Annotated in this window: 11 protein-coding genes and 1 pseudogene; 4 read left to right on the top strand and 8 right to left on the bottom strand. The window is 36.3% G+C overall.

Annotated elements, in window-relative coordinates; genetic code table 11:
- Nucleotides 1-6: 6 nt before the first annotated feature.
- A complete protein-coding gene (lpcA, locus tag H6X70_RS15425) occupies nucleotides 7-591 on the top strand; it encodes a D-sedoheptulose 7-phosphate isomerase (RefSeq protein ID WP_228530391.1) in 585 nt (194 codons plus the stop codon).
- Nucleotides 592-729: 138 nt separating this feature from the next.
- Here the strand turns inward: lpcA and H6X70_RS15420 are convergent, their stop codons facing one another.
- The 4 genes and pseudogenes from H6X70_RS15420 to H6X70_RS15405 form a co-directional block, all read right to left on the bottom strand.
- Nucleotides 730-2,103: a sulfatase gene (locus H6X70_RS15420; RefSeq protein WP_194768594.1), complete on the bottom strand. Its 1,374-nt coding sequence runs from the start codon at nucleotides 2,101-2,103 to the stop codon at nucleotides 730-732.
- A 117-nt stretch (nucleotides 2,104-2,220) separates the two neighbouring features.
- A complete protein-coding gene (locus tag H6X70_RS15415; RefSeq protein ID WP_194768593.1) occupies nucleotides 2,221-4,269 on the bottom strand; it encodes a glycoside hydrolase family 97 protein in 2,049 nt (682 codons plus the stop codon).
- Between the two features lie 395 nt (nucleotides 4,270-4,664).
- A pseudogene (locus H6X70_RS17070) lies at nucleotides 4,665-4,910 on the bottom strand (T9SS type A sorting domain-containing protein); the annotation flags it as partial.
- A 44-nt stretch (nucleotides 4,911-4,954) separates the two neighbouring features.
- Nucleotides 4,955-5,338 carry a hypothetical protein gene (locus H6X70_RS15405; protein WP_194768592.1) on the bottom strand — a complete coding sequence of 128 codons (384 nt, stop codon included), beginning with the start codon at nucleotides 5,336-5,338 and terminating at the stop codon, nucleotides 4,955-4,957.
- A gap of 776 nt (nucleotides 5,339-6,114) precedes the next feature.
- On the opposite strand from H6X70_RS15405, the gene H6X70_RS15400 reads away from it, so the two are divergent.
- The 3 genes from H6X70_RS15400 (at nucleotide 6,115) to H6X70_RS15390 (ending at nucleotide 12,041) form a co-directional block, all read left to right on the top strand.
- Nucleotides 6,115-7,155, top strand: coding sequence for a hypothetical protein (locus H6X70_RS15400; RefSeq protein ID WP_194768591.1), 1,041 nt, complete (start codon nucleotides 6,115-6,117; stop codon nucleotides 7,153-7,155).
- A 239-nt stretch (nucleotides 7,156-7,394) separates the two neighbouring features.
- The gene (locus tag H6X70_RS15395) at nucleotides 7,395-10,691 is read left to right on the top strand and encodes an FG-GAP-like repeat-containing protein (protein WP_194768590.1); all 3,297 of its coding nucleotides are present in this window, start codon (nucleotides 7,395-7,397) and stop codon (nucleotides 10,689-10,691) included.
- Between the two features lie 204 nt (nucleotides 10,692-10,895).
- Nucleotides 10,896-12,041 (top strand): putative porin, encoded by a 1,146-nt coding sequence (locus H6X70_RS15390; RefSeq protein WP_194768589.1) that lies wholly within the window; start codon nucleotides 10,896-10,898, stop codon nucleotides 12,039-12,041.
- Nucleotides 12,042-12,273: 232 nt separating this feature from the next.
- Here H6X70_RS15390 and H6X70_RS15385 read toward each other — a convergent pair whose 3' ends face one another.
- From H6X70_RS15385 to H6X70_RS15370, 4 genes are all read right to left on the bottom strand, one after another.
- Nucleotides 12,274-13,890: an arylsulfatase gene (locus H6X70_RS15385; protein WP_194768588.1), complete on the bottom strand. Its 1,617-nt coding sequence runs from the start codon at nucleotides 13,888-13,890 to the stop codon at nucleotides 12,274-12,276.
- Between the two features lie 22 nt (nucleotides 13,891-13,912).
- A complete protein-coding gene (locus tag H6X70_RS15380; protein ID WP_194768587.1) occupies nucleotides 13,913-17,251 on the bottom strand; it encodes an alpha-mannosidase in 3,339 nt (1,112 codons plus the stop codon).
- A gap of 249 nt (nucleotides 17,252-17,500) precedes the next feature.
- Nucleotides 17,501-22,066, bottom strand: a complete 4,566-nt coding sequence (locus H6X70_RS15375; protein ID WP_194768586.1) for a carbohydrate binding domain-containing protein — start codon at nucleotides 22,064-22,066, stop codon at nucleotides 17,501-17,503.
- A gap of 383 nt (nucleotides 22,067-22,449) precedes the next feature.
- Entirely contained in the window at nucleotides 22,450-24,663 is a 2,214-nt protein-coding gene (locus tag H6X70_RS15370) for a hypothetical protein (RefSeq protein ID WP_194768585.1), read from the bottom strand.
- Nucleotides 24,664-24,758: the final 95 nt, after the last annotated feature.

Raw genomic sequence — 24,758 nt, 5'->3', positions numbered from 1 at the left:
GAACTCATGATGAATTACGAAAACACCATTCAGTCTGAATTTTTACAAGCTCAAAAAGTATTACATGATTTTTCTGCCAACCCAGATAATTTTAAAGATATTGTAAACATTGCCCAAGCCATTACTAAGGCTTTTAACAACGGCGGAAAAGTAATTTCTTTTGGTAACGGTGGCTCCCATTGTGATGCCATGCATTTTGCTGAAGAGCTCACAGGAAGATATCGAGAAAACCGCCAAGCGCTTCCTGCCATTGCCATTTCCGACCCCAGCCATTTATCATGTGTTGGCAACGATTTTGGCTACGAGTTTGTGTTTTCAAGATTTATTGAAGCCATAGGCCAATCAGGCGATATTGCCTTTGGAATAAGTACCAGCGGGAATTCTAAAAACGTTTTAAAAGGGTTTGAAGCTGCCAAAAAGAAAGGCATGACTACCGTTTTACTAACCGGAAAAACAGGTAAAGATTTGGCAAAATTAGCCGATTTTAAAATTTGTGTGCCTTATGAAGGCTTTGCCGATCGCATTCAAGAAATTCATATTAAAGTGATTCACAGCCTTATTTTGACTATAGAATCCATGCTTTTAAAGTAATTACAAACAAGAAATGAAATAAGCTCGTTTCCAAAAAGGGTGCTATGTTATATCTCTAAAAATAACATAGCCCCCTTATTTTAAACCTGTAATTTCGAGGAGAAACAACCTTCAAAAGTCCACCTCCTCATTTACAGCTTACTCATCTAATAAGGTATTATATTTACCGTAGTATTTATAGTTATCGAAAGGATAATCATTACCTAAATGGTTTAGACTACCATCCTCTGTGTTTTGTCTCCAGTCCATTAAAACCTTTTTATAGTCCAAAATTTTAGACTGATAACTTTCTGAATTTACTAGGTTATTGGTCTGGTAAGGATCTTTTATAATATCATAGAATTCAAATTCCGGTCTTTTTTCTGTTGAAATATCAAAAAATGTACGGTAATTTTTATCGGTATCTTTTTTTGAAATCATGATATTTTTGGATGGGCTCGCATCTATATCACCAAACCCTTTATTCAAATCGGTTGGAATAGGATCTCCTGCTGGCCAGCGCTCTGGATATAAATTATGAATTAACAAATAGTTGCTGTCGCGTACGGCGCGCATAGGATACGATGTATTGTCCTTACGAACAAATGCATGACGTTCTCTTTCTAAAAAAACCTTGTCTTTATGCTGCGTTGTTTCTCCTTTTAACAAAGGCAACAAGCTTTTACCCTGCATTTCCTTAGGAATATCTAACCCTGCAATATCTAAAAAAGTTGGCGCTAAATCTAAGAGATTAACAAAGGTATTTTCAAGACTTCCTTTATTTTTAATTTGGTCTCCCCAGGCTATTGCCAAGGGCACCCGTGTACCCAAATCATAACAATTAGCTTTAGCTCGCGGAAACGGCATACCGTTATCACTTGTTACCACAATTAAAGTGTTTTCTAACATATTTTTACGCTCCAGCCTAAAAAGAATTCGGGCTAAATCATAATCAATACGTTGCACTTCATAGTAATAATCCAAAAGGTCTGATTTTAACTCAGAATCATCCGGATAAAAATCTGGCAAAACCGCATCGTCTATATCAAGACCTGAAGCTTCCCCCAATCCTTTTGTATACGGTCTATGCGGATCTCTTGTACCATACCAAAAGCAAAACGGTTTACTACCATCTAACTTCTCGAAAAAGCTATCAAAATTCTCTATTAATTTACCTGCAGGGTTGTGTGTATACCCGCCATCTTCATAATTTCCAGGCCCCCAACCTTTATCCTGATAACCAATAACATACCCAGCAGATTCTAATTCCGACACATAATTGGTGTAAGAATTAGGCAAAGTCCCCCAAAGGTTAGCGCCTTCATTAAGGGCATGAGGATATCTTCCTGTTAATATGGCGGCCCGTGATGGCGTACAAGATGGTGCCGAACAAAAGGCATTATTAAACAGGATGCCGCTTTTGGCTATCAAATCGAAATTGGGTGTATTCACTACAGAATCACCATATATAGTAGCATGTGGAAAAGACCAATCGTCGGCCAAAACCAATAAAATATTTGGTTTTCCTTTCATGTTACTAGGTTTAATTTTAGTGTTTTCAGTAGTCTTGTTACAACTTGTTAATGCTATAAAAAACAGCATTGGAAAAACTAAAATAAAGTTTCGAATAAAGGACATTGTTCGCATTGATTATTTCGTTTTGTCAATTAGAGTTAAGGAAACAGCAAATCCGCCACCTTTTACCATTTTAATTTGTAGAGCATCCGACTGGGAAACCATGCGCTCGTTAAACTCATACTTTTCTGGTGAATTTTCATAATCGGTTTCTTCACCATCTGCATACTTTTTCATTTTATAAGTGGCGTTAGAGTCTAGAAAACTAAGAGCAACGCTGGTTGTTACAGGATCTACTCCGTTTACCCCACCGATGTACCAATTATCACCTTTTTTCCTAGCTATAACGATATGTTTGCCAAAATCGTCGCTTAGTACTTTAACATCATCCCAAACAGTAGGAACCTCTTCAATAAACTCAAATGCCTTTTCCCCTTCGTAATTCTCTGGAAGATCGGCAACCATCTGCCAAGGACTATATAAAACGACATAAAGTGCTAACTGCGCAGATAAAGTGGTATGTATTCGTTTAGGTAGCCCATCGTCTTTTGGATGCCAAATTACTTTTTCTTTTGCAAAACGCTTTAATTTTATATCAAAAATTCCAGGCGTATAATCCATAGGTCCGGCTAGCAAACGCGTATACGCCAAATGCACAGGATGACCTACGGGATTACCATCAGACCACGCTTCCATTTCACTACCTCTAACCGCTTCACTCGTTACATAATTAGGGTATGTTCTATCCAAGCCAGATGGTATTATAGGTTCATGCGCATTTACCATGAGCTCATACTCAGCCGCTTTTTTAATCACTTTTTCGTAATGCTTCGACATAAATTGTCCGTGACGCCATTCTCCGCCTGGTAATGCTCCAGAATAGCCTGTTTTCATACCTGTAATTCCTATTTTTTTGTATAATGTATAAGCCGAATCTAATTGGGTTTCATAATCAAAAATCTTCCCTAAAGTTTCATTATGTATAATAAAGTCTACCCCCTTATGCTTGGCATAGCTAACAATGTCTTCTAAATCAAAATCGCTAGCAGCTTTAGTAAAACTATAAGGCAGGTTATCGCCATACTCAGCAAATATATCCTCTTTTACATTCCAGCCTTCCGCCAAGACGGCATCAATGCCATGTTCTGCTGCAAAATCAATTAATTTTTTAGTTCGCGCAGTGGTTGCTCCATGTCTATCATCCATACTCCAGGTATGCGTTCCAATGTGCATTTCCCACCAAATCCCCATATACTTATAAGGTTTTATATAATCGGTATTTTCTAATGCTAATGGCTCATTAAGATTCTCTATTAAATAAGATTTTAATAAACTTTCGGTGTTATCGGTTATTTGAATAGTTCGCCATGGCGTATTAAAAGGTATGGCAGCTTTTACGGCTGGCCCTTTTTTCCATGGTGTTAGGTGGGCACGTAATTTGGCCCCATCAACATGTTGAAGTTTCATGTCGGGATAATCCTTAATCGCTGCTTGATGTATGGCAAGCAAAGTACCGTCTACATCTCGAACGGTTATTGGTGTGTGAGATGAATCTATTTCAGAAATTTTAGTGTGATGATAAGGTTTTTGATATTGTGTAAAATGAGCACTGCTCCACAAAACCTCCGAATCGTTTTTAAAATTGAATTCGGTTGACTCTTCTAAGATATATAAAGAGTCACTTTTAGACCATTCTGGGATCTCGTACCTAAACCCTATACCATCATTAAAAACTCGAAAACGCAAAACCATTTTTTTAGAATGATCGAGCTTATGTATTAAATCCAACGAAAGTTCATTGTAATTATTTTTAACCTTGTTTAAGCGACCTAAAACAGGTGTCCATGTTTCGCTAAACGTTTTAAGAGAATCATTCACTACAGACCAAGATGACATTAAATCACCTTCCTGTTTAGCAACAAATCCCATTAAAGACTCTGTTATTTTTATACTATCATTAAAAGACACATGGTAACTTAAATTTCCGTTGGCATTGTCACACGATACCATTAAACCTATTTTACCATCTGGAGAATTTACACCATAGGAATTTGACTTTTTTTGTGAGCAACTAATAGTAAATAAAATTAAAACTATTAAAGCTAAAGTAGACCTGTTATTCATTATAAACTATAATTTTTGATTAGTTCAAAACTAAAGCTCAAGCAGCTACATACTATTTGGTTTTACAAATAAAAAGAAAATTTTACCACTTAAAACCGTTGATTTTACTAGCTTTTACGAAGAAACCACCGAATTTTCGTTATAAAGACCTCCTTTATTTATCATACTCAAATTTCAAGTAATTTTTATTAGAAAAAACAGAGTTATTAATGTCTAAATGAAGATAAAAAACAGTCCAATTTAACTTAACAACGCTTAAAAATATAATGGAAAACTAAAACCTGTGCCGACTTCAAAAATGAAAAAACAAGCATAACATTAGCCCATATAAAAAACAAACCTGTTGCACATGATTGTACAACAGGTTTACTTTTTTACAATAATTTAGTTAATATTTACTTCACTTCAAATAATTTTGAGTTTGAAGATCCATCTCCAAAATAGGCTCGAAGAAGATAAAGCCCCTTTGATAGATTTTCTATAGAAATTTGTAATTTATTTTGAACAGCATGATCCATCATATGATGGTAATCTTTCACACTTCTTCCGGAAATATCATAAATTTTAACAGCTTCAATTTTTTGACTAGCCTTTTTATGCGTTGAATTTGTTATCGAAAGGTTTATAAAATCTGATGCTGGATTTGGGTATAATACAAATTATGAGTCTGACAACGGTTACCTTTTTACGCCTTAGCAAAATTTTCTATAGAGTTTGTTTTCCCTGTTCCATTTACAATAATAGACTTGGCAAAGCCAATCATTTTAGAGGTATCAACCCATCCGTCATCGCTTCCTGGGGTACCTTTGTCTGGAAAAAAGGTATCATTCCTAAAATCCCAGTTTTCAGAAACCGTACCTCCTGGATACCTTAAGGTACTCATTCTTGTTTCCTCAAGTGAATTAATGAGATTTGGATTATTCCAAGGTTCTTCAATAAGGGTTGTATTATTATTACAACCTATGATATCAGGGTTATTTGGAGTTAGTGCCCCTTCGGTAACACTAATTTGTGCTAATCCTGAATATATACAGCACAAATAATATAAAAAAGTAATTTTTGTCTTCATAATAATAAGTTAGTAGTTGGTTTGCATCAAAATTCCACAAACAAAAGCGTAAAATCTTATGGATTTCTAAATTAAAAGACCATTTATAACGAATTATTTAATTAAAAGACTTCAATTTTAATTTCATAACAATTTCGGTAAAACCGACCAAAACTTACGTCATACTTAATAAGTACAGACTTAAAACAGCATATAAAACAAAATTTTTATAACAAAATAAAATGATAAAAGCAAACTTTTAAGCTGTTACAATCTAATTAAGAGAGAAAAATCTGTCGTTTTTTTGAAATATTTTTTTAATACGTATTTTAATTCTTAGCTGATACCTTTAAAGCAAATAAACAGCTTCAAACACAAAACCGATTAACAACTAAACGCCAACACCTTACACCAAAATTAAATTACTAAGCAGTACATTAATATCCTAAATTTAATATTAATAACTCCCTTAGAAAAAGCCTATGAAATAAAATTAAATCTAAAAGCTTTAAAAAGCCCTACGCAAACGGGATGAAGTTTTACTCAGGCTAAATTTACTTTTCCATGGAAATAGGTGTTGAGAACAGAAATTAATTTACTATTTTTAGTGACAGCATTGGCTTTCTTCATCAGAACAGTAGCTCGAGATATTATTATAATATACTAAAAATCTATCCTTTACCGCAATCGTCATAATACTAATTTTTTTGATTTTTAATGTATTGTATTTTTGTCATGTGATAAATAAAATAAGCTTTAAAACTTTTCAACTAACCAAAAACTAAATACTTCTTACCATGAAATTAACCACTTCTAAATTAAAATGGATTCCTATTTCATTAATAACGGCTTTTATTTTTTATACACCTAAAATAACAGCACAAGAAAATTTGAACATTGTCGACCTTGGAAAAACCTATAAACTTCCGCTAGATAAACTAGAAAAAGGACTCTACTTCCCTATTCCTAGTGAAGACGTAAACCATGGAAATACCAGTATTAGAAATACCGATGAAGCTCATTTACGTTGGAAAGATAGCCCGAATAGTAATGGTTATGGCTATTTTCAAAGAAATAGAGATATGGGTCAAGTTTTTAATGTTCCTAAAGGGAAAAATATAACCATTGATGCTCTCGTTTTGCGTACTTCAAAAGGCAGGAATGCATTTATGAAAGGGGCTTCTGGCGCACAACTATATGTGCTTTTTTATGAAGTAAAAACAAGCAAAAATCAGCCTTTAAAAATCAATGAAAATGGTACATATAAAGGTGATTTAGCCACTCATGGATTTGATCATCAATTTAATCGTTGCGACGATTTCATTGAAGGTGATAAATATATCGTTTTACATAAAATGGTTGCGGGAATTTGTCCTAACATTCCTGCTACAACCCAAACAGCCTACCCAAGAGATAACAAACCTTTCGGCGAACAAGAAGGACATTTACGATATTTAAAATTCGATTTTTTTAACGATGCCGAAATTACCTTAGAAGGTGGCAAACGCTATGCTTTTATTGTAGGTTTCACCACTCCTGGAAAGGACCGAGGTATTGCTTGGTCTATAAGTACCACAGTCCACACCAAAGAACCCGCTGAATTTGTAAAAGATGAAAACGGCTTGATTCGCTGGGGTATTAGAAGAGAAGGCAATGGCACCTTACCTCCCACAATGATTGAAAATGCAACCCCTCCAAAAAACCCTAAAGATTATAACAAATTAGTTACCGAATCTCTGTTTCCTAAAAACCATTATGAAACTTTAGCACCAACTACAAATGGCTATCCTGATGTAGACACATACAGAACTATGGAGTTTTATTTAGAACTAAAATAAGTTACTAATAAAAATACGTACTCATTTTTTGTGGTATTCTAATTATTTTCTTCAAAAACAACAATACATTTAAAAACGAGGTAAATTCATACACCTAAACAATCACCTAAAACACAACCACTTAACCAAACTAAATTCATGTATTTTTTCCTGTTTTATAAATTCAAAAGGATTTAAAACTACATTTTTTAAAAATTTAAATAGGAAGTGGTATGTTTAGTCCAATAAATTATATAAAAATGAAAAAATCTATAGCACTCATTTTTTTAGCATTAAGTTTTTTTGCTTGCTCCAACAAAAAAAATGACACCAACCAAACCACTAAATTATTCACAAAATTAGATGCAAAAAAAACAGGCATCACCTTCTCCAACGACCTTGTTGAAAATGACTCTTTAAACTATTTCACCTACGGTTATATTTATATGGGCGCAGGTGTTTCTGCTGGTGATATAAATAATGATGGTCTTATAGATTTATATTTTACTGGAAATCAAGTTCAAAATAAATTATACCTCAACAAAGGCAATCTTCAATTTGAAGATATTACCGAAAAAGCCAATGTTTTTGGAGACGACCGTTGGTATACAGGGGTGACTATGGCCGATGTAAACAACGATGGTTTTCTAGATATTTACTGCTCGGTAGGCGGTAAATTTGGCCCTAGAAACAATCAACTTTTCATCAATAATGGCGATTCAACATTTACCGAAAGTGCTGCTAAATACGGTATCGATGATATCGGTAATTCGGTACAAGCAACCTTCTTTGACTACGACCAAGATGGTGATTTAGATCTATATGTGGCCAACTACCCGCCAACGCGCTTTAACGCGCTTGCTAGCTACTATCTTAACAAAATGCACGATCCTTCTGATGAGGAAACTAACAAACTATTCCGCAACGACGGCGATACATTTACCAATGTTACCGACGAAGCTAACTTACGAAGCTTTGGCTTAAGCCTTAGTGCTACGGTAGGTGATTTAAATAATGATGGCTGGCCAGATTTATATGTGTCACAAGATTTTAGCTCGCCAGATTTAATGTACATCAATAATAAAAACGGAACGTTTAGCGAACACATTAAAGAAGCCACCAAACAAACTGCATTTTATGGCATGGGGGCAGATATTGCAGACTTTAACAATGATGCCTTATTAGATATTATTCAGGTAGACATGATGGCTAAAGATAATCGCCGCCAAAAAGCGAACATGGCAAGTATGAACCCTTCGCTTTTTTGGAATACCGTAGATGCAGGATTTCATTACCAATACATGCAAAATGAGTTGCAAATGAATAACGGCAATATGATTAACGGTACTATTCCAGATTTTAGCAATGTTTCTCGTATCGCCGGATTATCAAGCACCGATTGGTCTTGGGGGCCTCTATTTGTTGATTTAGATAACGATGGCTGGAAAGATATTTTTGTATCCAACGGTACACGTCGTGAAATTAATAACCAAGATTATTTCCGAGCAATAGGTAAAAACAGAAACCCTACAGATAGCCTACTACAAAAAAGTCTTGCCATTCCTTCGGAAAAAATAGACAACTTCGTTTTTAAAAATAACGGCGATTTAACCTTCAAAAAAATGAATGACGATTGGGGATTAATTTATGAAGGTTTCTCGAACGGTTGTGTTTATGTAGATTTAGACAACGATGGTGATTTAGAAATAATAACCAGCAATATTGACGACACAACCACCATTTTTGAAAACAAAAGTGCAGAAAAAAACAACTTTATCACCCTGCGTTTTAAAGGTTCCGATAAAAATAAATTTGGTATTGGTGTAAAAGCAACCTTGGCTGTTAATAACATGAACCAATTTCAAGAAATGACCTTAAGTAGAGGTTTTCAATCTTCGGTAGCTCCAGAGTTACATTTTGGTTTGGGACAAGCTGAAAAGGCAGATCATCTTAAAATTGTATGGCCAGATGGCAAATCGCAAATGATTTCCAATATTGATAAAAATCAAATTCTTACTGTAAATTATAATGATGCCAAGTTAGTACCTATTGAAAAAGCAAAAGAAAAAACGTTATTTTCAACCGAAAACGATAGCACCATCGTTGTTAAGCACCAACATATTGAAAATATTTTTGACGATTTTGAACATGAAGTTTTAATACCGCATAAAACCTCAACATTTGGTCCTGCCTTAGCGGTTGGTGATTTAAATGGTGATGGCTTAGACGATTTTATTGTTGGTGGCGCACATCAATATGAAGCTGCTATTTACCTTCAAGAAGAAAAAGGTTTCAAAAAACAAAATACGCCTGCCCTTAAAAAGGATCGCCTTTCGGAAGATTTAGGTGCGCTTATTTTTGATGCCGATGGCGATGGCGACAATGATATTTATATGGTTAGTGGTGGTAACGAGTTTACACGCGATAATCCGCTGCTACAAGACCGCTTATATGTAAACGACGGAAAAGGAAACTTTACTAAAGCAACTTCGGCTTTACCTAAAATGATTACCAGTGGTTCACGTGTGTTTAGCCATGATTTTGATAAAGATGGTGACCTTGATTTATTTGTTGCAGGCAGACTTGTTCCTGGCAATTACCCTACACCTGCTAATAGTTATATCTTAGAAAATATAAGCAGCAATGGGCAGCCAAAGTTTAAAGACGTAACTAAAACAATAGCACCAGAATTAGAAAATTTAGGCCTAGTAACTAGTGCTGTTTGGACGGATTATGATCAAGACGGCGCCATCGATTTAATTCTAACAGGCGAATGGATGCCTATTACCGTATTTAAAAACACAAACGGTACATTTGAAAATGTGACCGAAAAAGTTGGGCTTGCCAACACTACAGGCTGGTGGTTTAGCATACAGCAAGGTGATTTTGATAAAGATGGCGACATGGATTATGTTGTTGGAAATTTAGGAACCAATTACAAATACCAGGCGAATGAAAAAGAAACCTTTGATATCTATGTGAATGATTTTGATAAAAACCAGAAAAACGATATCGTTTTAAGCTATTTTAACGATGGTGAAAAGTTCCCTGTTCGTGGGCGTTCTTGTTCTTCGCAACAAATTCCTGCTATCAAGAAAAAGTTTAAAAATTACACCGAATTTTCTACAGCAACACTTGTAGATGTTTATACAGAAAGGGATTTAAAAAAGGCATTACATTACCAAGCAAAAACATTTGCTAGTGCATATTTAGAAAATAAAGATGGGGAATTTGTAATACATAATCTACCTAATCTGGCCCAACTATCTAGCATTAATCAAATTATTGTAAAAGATTTTAATGGCGATAATAACCTTGATATTATTACGGCTGGAAACCTTTATGCTTCGGAAGTAGAAACCCCTAGAAACGACTCGAGTAACGGCCTATTTTTAGAAGGCGATGGTAAAGGTAATTTCTCCCCTGTACCAACCAGAAAAAGTGGTTTTTACGCCCCTGGCGATGTAAAAGATTTAGTGCCAATACAAATAGGTAACCAAAACTATATCATTGCAGCAAAAAACAGTGATTATTTGCAGTTTATTAAAACACCTTAAAAATTAATAAAGTATTTTATAACTAAACTAACGTCAAAAAAAATGGCGTAAGGCTGTCTGAAACGTATCATGTGATGTCCTATAGAATTTGTCATAATGTTTTAAACTAGTGTTTAATCGATTTCGATAAACTCATGACAAATCAATTTTAACTGATTTTTCAGACGGCCTTTTTCAACTACTAACCTACACCTGAGTGCCACCATGCCTACTAAGTTAACTGCATTTTTATTTTTTATTTTTACGTTTTGTTTAACCACACAAGCTCAAGAGGAAGCTACAAAAAACAAAAAGCTTTCCTTTTCGGGAGATTTTAGATTTAGGGTTGAACAGGATTGGGATTCACGGAAATCTGATGGCACTTACCGGGAAGACAGAACGCGATTACGTTACAGAGCACGTGTTGGTGTTCGATATGATTATAATGAAAACTTTACATTCGGACTTAGAATACGAACTGGAAATCCTTTAAAACAACAAGATCCGCAATTAACATTAGGCGATAACTATAAAGAATTCGGGCTTTTACCTATTGGTTTTGAAAAAGCTTATGCCAATTTTAGCTTTAATTGGTTCTCTGCTTGGGTGGGAAAAAACACATTCCCTTTCCAGAAAATAAATGAGTTATTTTGGAGTGATAATGTATTTCCTGAAGGTGTGGCATTAAAAGGAAAATTTGCTTTTAAAAACAAGCTTATAGAGTCTCTACAAATAAACACAGGACACTTTATTATAGCCACCAATAAAAAAGCTTTAGCCGCCGACAGCTATTTTGAAGGATTCCAATTGGTAACAACACATTTAGACAATAGAATTAAGCTATTTCCTGCGTTTTATTATTTTAATGACATCCCAAATATCCCAGACGGAAACGATACGTTTAAACTAAATTATGCGATTGTAGATATTGGCGCACAAGTAGAAATTTTGAAAAAGCAGAAACTTAAAGTGGGTTTTGACTACTACCAAAACATCACCAATTTAGAAAGTAACGATTCCATACCTCAGAAATTTAAAAATCAGAAAAAAGGCATTGTAACTACCGCTAGTATTGGCGAACTCAAGAAAAAAGGTCATTGGAAATTCCTATTTACTTATACCTATCTAGAACGCTATGCTGCGGTCGATTTTATGGCACAAAATGACTGGGCTAGATGGGATTATAGTTCGCAAGGATCTCCAGACGGACGGTTAACAAACTTTAAAGGTTTCGAACTCATGATGGGCTATGCCCTTGCTAAAAACATGAATCTTAAAATGAGATTCTTTGGTGTTGATCAATTGGTTCCGCTTGACGCTATAACAGAAACTGGAAACCGCGTACGCTTGGATTTCAACATTCAATTTTAGTAAGCATTCTGAAAATACTTCAACAAGAACCAATATGACAACACCTACACATTTAAGCCTCGATTAATTCAACCCTTTTACAGTAATTTCAATATAGAATCGTTAATAATACAACAACTACTATAAACAACAAAGGCTCCTAAAATCAGACCTATTCGTCATCATTTTAAGGAGCCTTTTACTACTTTGTAACTTAGTTACTTTGCAACTTTCTAACTTTGCAACTCTAAAATCAATAAAATATCTGCAATCGTGCTTGATCGGGTTTGCTTTCTAGAACTTTTTCCCAAGGCATTACCCCTACACGATCTGCCCATTTTTGCCATTCGTCTTTCATAATCCTAAGGCGTTCTGGGTTTTCGGCCGCAATATTAACATTTTCAACAGGATCTTTAGCTAAATTATAAAGTTCGTCTACGCCTTCAGGGTAAACGTTTACCCATTTCCAGTTTCCTAAACGTGCTGCTTTATTCCCTTCATGTTCCCAAAACAGCCCTTCATGCGCCTTTCTTTCTTCATTTTTAAAAATAGGTAAAAGCGATTCACCTTCCATAGGTTGAATTTGAGTGTTGTTCATGTTTTTAGGATACCTAGCCCCCGTAACATCGGCAATCGTGGTCATAATATCTACAATATGCCCTGGTTGGTTATCAATACGTGCTTTTTTAATTAATCTAGGATAATGCACAATAAGCGGCGTTCTAATACCACCTTCATTCCCCCAATGTTTAAACTTTTGATAAGGGGTGTTACTTACATTTGCCCAAGGTAATTTGTAACAAGCAAAAGAACCAGGCTCACCAATTGGTGCCGTAAAATCAGGACTCGAATAATCTTCACGAGTTCCGCCGTTATCCGACAAGAAAACAATCATCGTATTATCATAAACACCAGTTTCCTTAAGCGTTTTAACCAGGTCTGCTATACCTCGATCCATACATTCAATTTGGGCGGCATAAACCGACATTCTTAAATCGTAATCATCTTTTTCGGCTTCCGACAAGGTCTCCCAATCTGGAACTTTAGGATCAATATCCGAAATTGGATAGTCCTCAGGAATAATGCCTAATTGTTTTTGTTTTTCAAACCTTTTGTTTCTTGTTTCTACAAAACCCTGCATGTATTTTCCACGATATTTCGCAATATCTTCAGCTCTTGCCTGCAAAGGGAAATGTGGTGCTATATGTGCCAAATACAAAAAGAAAGGTTTCTTTTCAGCTTGCATGTCTTTTACGAATTTCACACCGTATTCGTTGATAGCTTCTGTAAAATAAAAATCCGCTTCTGGAGTAATAATACTGTCCCCTAAAACTAATGGCTGATCTGATAAAAAAGGACTAAAATACTCCCCGCCATGATGTGGCGTTCCAAAATATTTATCGAACCCTTTTTTTGTTGGCCAATAGGCTCTATCGTTTCCAATATGCCATTTTCCAGACATAGCTGTGGCATAACCATTTTCTTTTAATAGCTCTGCAATAGTTATGGCATTATCAGGGAGGTGGCCTCCATAACCTGGCAAATTACAATCTTCTTGCATAAAACCCATATTGGCTTGGTGCGGATACAAACCCGTTAATAAAGATGCTCTTGTTGGACAACAACGGGAAGCATTGTAAAACTGAGTCATGCGTAACCCACTAGAAGCAAGTTTATCTAAAGTTGGGGTTTTTATTTCTGAACCATAGCATCCCAGGTCGGAATAGCCCATATCATCAGCTAGAATTAAAATAACATTAGGTTTTTCTGGTGCTTTATGCTCTGCAACCGCTTCCTTTTTTTTCTCATTACAAGAAAAAACGACTGCCGATGTGATTAAAATCGTGAAAGTTTTAAGAATTGAATTCATTTTTTAATTTGATTTAGGTCATTTATTTTTTAGGTAATAATCGTAATGTTTTTATTTCGAAGGGTCCAAAAGCCAGCTCAAAAGCACCTGCTTTTAAGTTGATTTCCGATTGGTTTTCTTCATTTAGGTTGGTTTCAAATACTGCTTTAACAGCATCAGACACTTTCAATTTGGCTACCGTCGCTTTTTGCTCCGTTTCATATAATCGAACAATGATGCCTTGTCCGTCTTCTGCTTGTTTTATCGTTTGAAATATTATATTTTCAGGTAAATTAGAAATCAAGGCTTCTAGTTTTGAAGCCCCTTTATTTGAAGACAAACTTCTAGCTATTAACGGTGTATTAAACGCTTTTGCTTTTTGAATCACTTGGGCTTCGGTATGTGTGCCTTTATGAGGAAAAATAGCGTAACTAAAATGATCACCGCCAATTTCTCCTGCACCTTTAACAGTATAATCTACTTTTTCTAATTCTTCATAAGATTGCTTTCGTTGTCCGTAAGTTAAAATGACGCGAATGCCTCCTTTTTTTAAATCGTAACCATAACGCACATTATTAAATACAGCAACCCCGTAATCTTTATCGGAAACATCGGCCCATTGATGTACACAATATGGCATTTTCAATGAATCTGAAGCTTTAAAAATGGCTCGAGATACTTCTTGCGACCCCCATTGAATGCCATGATTTGCTTTATCGGTCGCAAAATCTAAAGGAAAATCAACCTCCAAACGCTCGGGTTCTTTCCACGCTGTTTTTGTATCAAAAGTTAATTGCTTACTGCCTTTTGTTAAGGATACTTTTTGATAGATTGTTGAAGCTTTATACCCCAAATGTATCTCTAACGATGCTTTTAAAGCGTCTGCCTTAGGGGTGTTTATCGTTACCTCAGCATCGTTATTAAAAGGCTGTTCTTTAATAGTGGTATCGCCTTGAGCAGTAAGCGCCACAAAGTTATTCCATGTTTTACTTTTTGGAAGCAACTCTCTATTTTCTTCCTTATCGAAATAACTCGAAATTTCTCCCTTGGCATTAAAAGTGACTTTTACGAGGTCATTTTCTAATGAATTTTTTGTCGCTTTTAATGTCTTTAATTCGGTCTTTGAAGCTGCTTCGGGTTTCCAATGTAACGTTTTGAAAGTCATTGGTTCAAATGCTTTTAAATCAACATGAAGCTGATTATCATGCCAAACTTGCTCGATTACAGCGCCATGACTATCAACGAGCTGCATGCCCTTTTTTACTTGAGTATCTGGAATGGCAACCACGCCAGACATGGTTACTCCAGACGGATTAAATAACACAAGTGCATCGTTACCGGCAGCGCCTTTTGTAAGTAAAAAATCTATGGCCTGATCACGAAGTTTTCGGGTTTCAGCTTCTACTTCTTTTAACGTGGTATAAGCCTCAGAAATAACCTCAGGAACCGCCATTCCCGTAATAATATCATGAAAATGATGTAATAAAACGGTTTTCCACAAACGCTCTAATTCGGCTTTAGGGTAAGTATAACCATATTCTGTTGCGTATACCGAAAGCGCCTCGGTTTCTCGTAATCTTTGTTCGGCAGCCCTGTTTACTGCTTTTAAACCATTGGCAGAAATGAAGGTACGCTGAACAAAACGAGATGGAAGAATACGCTGATCGAAGGTTGCAAATTTAGCGATGTTCTTTTTCTGCTGCGTCACATAATCGTGCATATTTGTCCACTCTACTTTTGGAAAAGACGGCAGGCTGCTCCCTTTGCGTTTCAACTCCAATTGATCTTCGGTACCGCCACCGCCGCCATCTCCCCAACCAATTAGCATAATTTGGTTGTTAGTTGCTGCTTTATCTTTAAACTGATTGTAAGTTCCTAAAAGGCGTCTTGGCCCAGGATCTGGGGCGTTATAAGTGGTATAATGCTCTGGATTTTTAATGCTGTAGCCGTGCACAGCATCTACAAAAGGATATTCCCAAGCTGGAGTACTTAATCCATTCACTAAAATTTGGGAGCCATCAATCCCTTTCCATTTGTATATAATATGATTATCGATTTCTGGCGTATTCACACGCATGGCTACCAAATGGTCTAAACCAAAGCCTTGTGCTATTTGCGGCAAAAATCTGGGATACCCAAAAGTATCTGGCAAAAACAAACTATTGTTACTTACCCCTAAAGTGTTTCTATAATATTCTAAACCATATAAAAATTGACGTACAATACTTTCGCCTCCAGGCAAATTCATATCCGTTTCCACATAAGTACTACCATCGGCAATCCATTGTCCGGTTTTTATTTTTTCTTGTACACGTTTAAATAATTCTGGAAAAAGCTCTTGTAAGCGCTCGTAGTGGTAAGGTGTAGTAAAAATATATTTATATTCCGGATAGCGATCCATGAGGTATAAATTATTCAAGACCAAACGCTCTATTTTTTCATCGGTATTTGCTAAGGTCCAACGCCATGCACTATCTAAATGCCCATGATTTAGCATTTTTAAAGTGAATGTACTATCAGACAAATCTTCAATAGCTTTAAAACGGGATTCCACCGAAGGTAAAAACGCTTTTAAATCTTTTTTAAACAAAGTCGTTTCACCCAGATCTAAATCTAATGTAGACATGATATCATCGCTTAAAGCTTTAATTTCAGCATAACCTTTATCCTTTTCAGTCAAAATAGATTTGGCTTCAATAAGTACACGCATGTACCAATATAAGGCATCAATTTCAGGGTCGCGTTCTACCACACTAACCTCTTTGTAGCCACGAGCTTGGTCGTAAATACCAAAAGACTTCAAACAAATCATGTTCGATTTTGTTTCATCTAAAAGCTGATCTAAAGACCAATAAAAATGTTGACGCATTAATGCAGCCTTCGATTTTCCATTCACATAAATGGTTGTTTCTGGCCAGCCTGGCAAAGACATTTCAATAGGTTGAATGCAAAAAAAACGCTCATGCCCTGTTTTGCTTTTTGGGAGTTTTGGAAGATTTAACCAATAGGTTTCATGGGTTAAACGGCCTCCATTTAATTCGTTTACAGATATTTTTTTAGCCGATTTCGGAATCGATTTTTTAGTGGCATTTTCAGCATTCCAGCCTTCATTATAATACAAATGATCGGCCTTCCAAACGGTTTGATGTCGTAAACGACTTAATCTAAAAAGATAAAGCACCTCATGATTTTCAAAAAAAGGATAAGGCATCACATGCCCGTCTAATGCTAAATGACCTCCTTCAAGTGCTAAATGATCGCCATCGGCAGCACGTTTAATATAATCTAAAGTATTTTGTTTTATAGATTCTGGAGTTTGTCCCTGACTAAAAACTACAAAACCAAAAACTGCCATGTAAAATATAAAGTAATGTTTTTTCATGGTTTGAAAATACTTCCATTACCATCTACCGTACTCTTTATTTTCAAATTAGAAGTTATTACAGTCAAAAAACACACAATAGACTAGATTATTTGTTCATTAGGAAAGTCGATTAGTTAATAAGCTTATTCAATCCATTAAAGACATCAATAAAACTTTTAATGAAGGTATACCAAAAAAAAGAAAGCTACCATTTAGAAATTTCCAAATGATAGCTCTCAAACTATAAATTAATAAATATACTTCTTGTTATTTAACGATTAATCTTTTGCTTGCATGTATAGCTCCAGATTGATATTGGATGATATACATACCTTGTTGTAGATTTTTATTAATGTTCAACAGGGTTGGATTTGCTGTTGAACCATTTAACCTATTTTTATAAACTAAAGCACCTGTAACACTATAAATCTGTATGGTAAATTCGCCATTAACAGGCACTTTTACGCTTAATTGCTTATGTGAACTAAGTGGATTAGGATACACATTAAATGTTCCTGTTTTTTCTTCTACGGTCTTAGTGTTTGATGCTTTCGCTGAAGCGCCACCAGATGCCGGAGAAAGTACAGATCCTGGAATAACCTCTGCAGGCGAGGCTCCAGAGCCATCACTTGGCTTTCTCCATCCTACACTTAAATTATCACCGCCTCCAGCTTCTTTCATTAAAGCCTCGATATAATACGTATTACCGGCAACAAGATTAATTACAGCCGATTTTTGGGTTGTAAATTTATTCCATTCTTTGATACTCGTCCAACTAGCATGACTAGCAATCACCGATTTATTTGCAGCGTTCGCATCTGTACTTAAAGACAACTCGACATTATCATCGCCAGCAACCCAAAAGGTATAACCTCCTGTTTCTGGAGCACAAATGGTACCGCTAATTCTAATACCGTAATTATCTCCCACATTGGTAGGTGCATCAAATGATGTAAGGTTAGATGTAATTGTTGGGTTTGATGGATAACTGCTCGCATTTTTCAATTCGGATAAGTTTGAACCTGCGATACCCTCATAACGTTCGTATAAAATACTTCCGGTAGCAGAACATGATGCATTTGATGTGTCACATTTTTCCCGAAGTATCACCCCGTCAATCCAAATATCTGTACTATTATTTCCTATAAAGAAATCAAGTCGCACATTGCTGCTATTTTGACTCATGGTAAACTCATAACTATAATCTTGGACACTTGTACCAACAGTTAGGTTTTGAGATAAAAAATTAGACCACGGACTTGCATTTAGAAGCACGCCAACTCGAATCGCTTTGTTTGCCGATGCCTTAGCTTTAAAAAGCACCTCGTAAGTGACACCATTAGATAGCGCACCTAAATTCGTGTATAACTGAATATCATTATCGCTAGAACCACCATTGGTAATGGTTGCTTTAGCCGCATTAGCACCTGAAAGCCATGCGCCAGCAACCGAAGCGGCACTAGCAGAAGCTGCAGGAGCGGTATAAAACGTCCAATCGGTTAAGTTAGAATTAAACTCGCCATTACTAACTAAACTGTCATTATCGCAAGTTTGTGCGGGGTTTACTGTAATAGAACATGTGTTTGTTAAACCACCTTCAACCGTTGTTACTGTAATAATTGCTGTACCATCGGAAACCGCTGTTACAATACCATTACTATTTACGGTTGCCACGCTTTGGTTTGAAGACGACCAGCTTACATTTTTGTTATCAGCATTAGCTGGCAATACCGTTTCATTTAAATCTACAGTCCCTCCAATTTCTAATGCACTCGACGGACAATTATTTATTGAAACACTTGATGGAACGACTACTGCAGTACATTTTTCACTCACCGAAACGGCATCAATCCATACATCACTTGTGTTATTCCCAACAAAGAAATCGATTCTTGAAGCACTACTGGTTTCGGTCATGGTGAATTCAAGAGTGAAATCTTGTACCGAATTAGTTAAGTTTACATTTTGTGATAAGAAATTGGTCCATGGGCTACTACTTTTTAAAACACCAACACGCATCGACCTTGAGCCCGTTGCTTTTGCTTTAAATTTAACTTGATAGGTAACTCCATTTGTTAGGGTAGGCAAGGAAGCATAAAACTGAATATCAGAATCGCTTGAACCCCCATTACTTATCGTGGTTTTTGCTGAATTAGTTCCAGACAATCCACCACCAGATACCGAAGCTGCACTTGCTACAGCATTGTTATTGCTGTTAACATAAAGCGTCCAATTATTAAGGTTGCTTGCAAACTCACCATTAGAAACCAAATTTGAGTTTGTACAGCCTGAACTTCCACTTGTAGTTGCTGAAGTGTTATTTGTAAATGATGAATTTCCAACCGCATTATAGGCTCTTACACGATAGGTATAACTGGTGTTTGCCGTTAATCCTGAATCACTATATGAAGTAACTCCAGCATTAACCGTGCTTATTTGACTAAACGAACCACTACCCTGTTTTCTTTCTATTTTGAAACCAGACTCGTTGTTCGAATTATCATTCCACGTTAAGTTTATCACACTTGATCCACTTGATGTTGCCGATAAATTTGTTGGAGCTACAGGTGCAGTAGGATTTGGAGGCGTACTTCCGCCATTCCATTCTCTCCTAATAGCGCCTGCTCCTGCTGTTGAGGCATAGTAATATGTTTTATTATCTAATCCTTTGGCTATAACCGCCGAGGTTGCACCTCCAAAATGAACATCGCCTGTCCAATCTTCCCAAGTTACATTACTACCACTTATGGTTCCTTTAAAAACACCATAAGTTTGTTGTTGCCTGTGGTCATAATAATTTACAACAATATTATTTTCATAACCTGCGATACCACCTTTACTACTAAATCTGAAATCGCCAGAAACCGCACTATACCAGCTTGGCGTACGCAGTGCTTTAGCATCGGCAGAAGTCATTACAGTATTCCAAGAAGCCCCTTCATTTAAGGATAATGCTCCTTTAAATTCTCCGCCATTATCTCCAAAATAGAATACATACACCTGACCGTTGTGTTCCCATACGTTCACTTCAGCATCCCATCCGCCACCAGAATATATTTTAGTCCAATTCCAGTTCGAACCACTTTTAACGCCTTTATAAACACCTTGATTTCCACCAGTATTAGACGTCATAAACACAATATCCGGATTTGTTGGATGTGGCGCAATTTTTTTAGCACGCACACCACTCATACCAATATACTGCATGACAGAACCACCATTAGCAGCAGCCCAAATATCGTCAATAAGAAATACGCCATGATCGTTACTCGCTGCGAAAAGACGGTCTTTTTTTGCTGGAGAAATGGCAATATCTCTGTATTGTCCGCTATTAGGAAAGCCTACAATAGAACTTTTATAACTGTCGGCCACTTGAATCCATTCATCAGAAGGTGATTTAGTATTTAGAATTTTCATCCATAATCTTCCGCCTCCAAAACAATAACCACCATAGCAGCCTTGAGCCGATTCGGTAATGGCAATATATTTTCCATTATCGAAACCAATGTCACAACTTTGAGAATCCGATTGTTGTCCTTTCCATCGCATTTGAATATTACTCCATGACTCACCGCCATCCCAACTCTCTACCCAACCATTGTCGGCCATAGATTGAAGCGCGTAATTTTCATGAATCGCAATATCATAAGTATAGGTACTTGCGGTTCCTTTACTAGAATACGTAGGCGTGCCTCCCACGCTAAAGTTATAATTTGGTTCGCTGTATTTGTTATTCCAGTTCCAACCCCAACCAGAAGATCCATTTGGTTCTGCTTGAAATATAGTTTGATTTGTAGTCGACCAAATAGCACGCGACCAACTAGTAGGTGTGTAATGTGCTACTCTAGGATTTGGCGTTGCTTGATCCCATCCGGTATCATAACCACTTGTACCTTCCCAAATTTTCTTCCAAGAATAATTAGATAAATTATTACCACTCCAATTAAATGTCCCTTCATAAAGCCCAGGACGGCTACCTAAAATAGCCATGGTTACTTTATGCGAAGATCCCGTTGATCTAGGATCGACTTCTGGATACCAATAATTGGCACTTCCATCTAATCCCGACATTTTTTGCTGCCAGTTTATAGATGCTGTACTTGTTACATATAAATCATGATTAAAGGTTCCATATAAAGTTTGACCATTAGGACTAAGGGCCACACCTGTATTTGTTCCTGGATTATTACCCAAAGCAAACCAAGACGAACCTCCATTGGTACTTTTAAAAACCCCTTGTGAGGTTCCCATATACACAATATTAGCATTGTTTTTATCAAACTGAATGGTGTACACATTACGTTCTGAACTTCCATTTATATTTACTTGAGTCCAAGAACTTCCGCCATTGGTTGATCTATAGGTTACAATTTGCCCGTTTTTAGACATTCCAAAATTACCAGCAAAATCGCCATCATCACGCCAGCCTACCCCGGCAATAACATAATTGGGGTTGGATGGACTAACCGCAATAGCCCCGATAGACATTTTTTTAGAAACACCCACGAGGTTAAAATTATTACCACCATCGCTAGATACTTCTAAACCATATAAAGTACCAACAAACATCTTGTTGGAATTCCCTGGAGTAACGGCAACAGCATAAACACGGTTTTGTTTTAAATGCCCTTTTTCATGCCAAGATTCTCCATTATCTAAACTCTCGTAAATACCCTCCATATCGGATGCCAAAAAGACGCGATTGGGGATATTAGGATCACATACAATGTCCTGAACTTGACCTCCAGCTCCGGGATTAATGGACTGCCATTGCGCATGACTACTGAGGGTCATTAAAAATAATAAACTAAATAAATGCGTTAGTTTTTTCATAAGACTACATAATTAAGTTACTGATTATTAATAGGTTGAATTTGTTTTTAAACTTAACGAACTTATTATCAGATAGTTCTATTTTTCTTCTGTTTTACAAAACCACAGGAAATTATGTAGTATATTTCCGTTAATCGAGAAAGAATATTACGAAGACCACAAAATGAAGCACTAAAAATTATTAATATCAAAAAAAACAGGCTAAAAATCATGAAAATCAAAAAAAGCTGAACCATAAAAACATATGGATTCAGCCTTTTTATTCATTAAATTATTAAATAATCATGGATATGTTCCAAATTAAACGAGGCACCCAAAATGATTTTATAAAATCTCTACAAAGAATCATTTTTCAGCAACACCGTAAATGGAATAAACCTACACTAAAGCGGTCTTTTCCAAGCACCTGCCCCAGCTGTTGAAACAAAAACATAAGGCACACCATTTTGATTGGCAATAATTGAGGATGTTAACCCTCCAAAGTATAAATTATCTGTCCAATCCTCCCAAGTTACCTTGCCATTTTTATGTATGGTGCCTTTATAAACACCATAAGCCTTCTGCATTCTATGGTCGTAATAACTCATAATGATTGTGTTTTTATACCCTAACGCACCGCCTTTATTATGAAATCTAAAATCGTCTGCAATAGCATCATACCAAGAATTTGAATTTAATTTCATGGCTGTTTTTTTGGTTATAATAGTCTTCCAAGTTTTACCTTCATCTAAAGAAAGGGCACCAACAAAGTTTGATCCATCGCCGCCTTTTTCAGCTGAAGCTCCAGAGAAAAATAAATATACCTGTCCTTCATGTTCCCAAGCAACAATTTCGGAATCCCAATTTGAGCCTTCATAAATTTTAGACCATTCCCAATTTTTTCCTTTTTTCTCACCTTTAAAAACACCTTCTTTATTACCTCGGGTACCATTGATATACACAATATTAACGTTGGTAGGGTGTGGTGCTATTTTTTTAACGGCATGGATACCATCTGCAACACCATTTGAAATTTTTGTAGACCTAGCGGCTTTACCTTGTTCCACATCATTAAGCGTTTGTTCGATATCATCAATTAAATACAAGCCGTGATCGGTAGAATAAAGAAACACCATTTTGTCGTTTACTGGAGAAACAGCTACATCTCTAAATACGCCAGACGGCAAACCGCCTTTGTGTTCCCAGCCTCCGCCAATAAAAACCCATTCGTCTTTAGGTGAATTGTGCTTTAATCGCTTTGCATAAAGATTCCCATTTAATGCTCCACCCCCGTAACCACTGGTCATTTGTGCTACAACAATTGGAGTTTTACTTCGATTTGCAATATCCACTGCTTGCACGTCTGAAAGTGGAGGTATAGACAATCGAATTTGCATATTCGACCATGTTTTACCATGATCCCAACTTTCTACCGCACCATTATCGCCCATCCCTTGAACAACATAATTGTTATGAACAGCAATATCGTATGTGTATGTACTTTCGGTTCCTCGACTAGAATAAGTTGGGAATTCCATTCCCCATTGTGATGCTTTTATTGATTCATTCGGAATACAATATTTGTTTTTCCACTGGTAGGTATTATTCTCTAAAACGGCCTGAAAAATAGTTTGATTGGTGGTAGACCACAAAGCATAATCCCATTTTTTTGGCGTGTAATGTACAAACCTCGGATTGGTTGGTGCAAAATCCCAACCAGTATCAAAACCTTTAGTACCCTTCCAAATAGTGCTCCATTCATAATGAGATAATGCATCGTCTTCCCAATTAAAAACACCTTCAAAAACACCTTCTCTTCCACTTTGCAAACCTACGGTAACTTTATGTTTTCCTCCTTGAGACCTCGGATCAACTTCAGGATACCAGAAATCAAAATGTCCTAAAAACTCATTGTTACCATAACTCACATCAGTCCAATTGATATGAGATGTTGGCGAAGCATATAAATAACCTTTATTTCCTTGCGTACTGTAAGCGGCATAAAGGGTTTTCCCATCTGGTGTTAAAGCTACACCACGGTTTTTAGCTACACCCGATGGTCCTTTTATTTTAGCCCATGTTTTACCTGCATCGGTACTTTTATAAATACCATTGCTTGCTCCCAAGTACACGATATTACTATCGGTTTCATCAAATAAAATATTTACAACATTTCGATCTTCAGTAATTGCATTTTCAAAATAAATATGCGACCATGTTTCACCGCCATCGGTCGATCTGTAAAGTTCGCCTTTTCCAGATTGTCCTAATCCGAAGGTGTGTGAAAAATCATAATCATCTCTCCAGCCAAGTCCAGCAATAACAATATTACTATCATGAGGACTAGCCGTTATAGCTGCTATTGATTTTCGTTTTGTTTGTTCTATTAATTTGAAAGATTTACCACTATCGTTAGAAACTTCTAAACCATATAAGGTTCCAACAAATAATTTATTCGTTTTCCCTTTGGCATAGGCTACCGAAAACACGCGGTTTTGATGTAAATCGCCCATGATGTGCCATGAATCGCCATGGTCAAGAGTTTGATAAATACCTTCCATATCGGAAACAAGTATTAAGCGCCCTGGTGTATTAGGGTCGCAAACAATATCTTGCACTTGTCCGCCTGCTCCTGGATTTATAGATACCCACTGTGCATGAACAGAAAAAACAACAGATTATTAATAATAAAACAAAACAATTCCTCATCGTA

Source organism: Tamlana sp. I1 (assembly GCF_015355625.1).
Taxonomy (GTDB): Bacteria; Bacteroidota; Bacteroidia; order Flavobacteriales; family Flavobacteriaceae; genus Pseudotamlana.
Note: the sequence above shows the minus strand (reverse complement) of the source record. Positions and strands in the feature narration are given on the sequence as shown.

What these genes read in the sequence shown, in the direction of transcription:
- H6X70_RS15380 (WP_194768587.1), bottom strand. Translation starts at nt 17,251, where the DNA reads ATGAAAAAACATTACTTTATATTTTACATGGCAGTTTTTGGTTTTGTA.
- H6X70_RS15405 (WP_194768592.1), bottom strand. Translation starts at nt 5,338, where the DNA reads ATGAAGACAAAAATTACTTTTTTATATTATTTGTGCTGTATATATTCA.
- lpcA (WP_228530391.1), top strand. Translation starts at nt 7, where the DNA reads ATGATGAATTACGAAAACACCATTCAGTCTGAATTTTTACAAGCTCAA.
- H6X70_RS15385 (WP_194768588.1), bottom strand. Translation starts at nt 13,890, where the DNA reads ATGAATTCAATTCTTAAAACTTTCACGATTTTAATCACATCGGCAGTC.
- H6X70_RS15395 (WP_194768590.1), top strand. Translation starts at nt 7,395, where the DNA reads ATGAAAAAATCTATAGCACTCATTTTTTTAGCATTAAGTTTTTTTGCT.
- H6X70_RS15375 (WP_194768586.1), bottom strand. Translation starts at nt 22,066, where the DNA reads ATGAAAAAACTAACGCATTTATTTAGTTTATTATTTTTAATGACCCTC.
- H6X70_RS15415 (WP_194768593.1), bottom strand. Translation starts at nt 4,269, where the DNA reads ATGAATAACAGGTCTACTTTAGCTTTAATAGTTTTAATTTTATTTACT.
- H6X70_RS15390 (WP_194768589.1), top strand. Translation starts at nt 10,896, where the DNA reads ATGCCTACTAAGTTAACTGCATTTTTATTTTTTATTTTTACGTTTTGT.
- H6X70_RS15420 (WP_194768594.1), bottom strand. Translation starts at nt 2,103, where the DNA reads ATGAAAGGAAAACCAAATATTTTATTGGTTTTGGCCGACGATTGGTCT.
- H6X70_RS15400 (WP_194768591.1), top strand. Translation starts at nt 6,115, where the DNA reads ATGAAATTAACCACTTCTAAATTAAAATGGATTCCTATTTCATTAATA.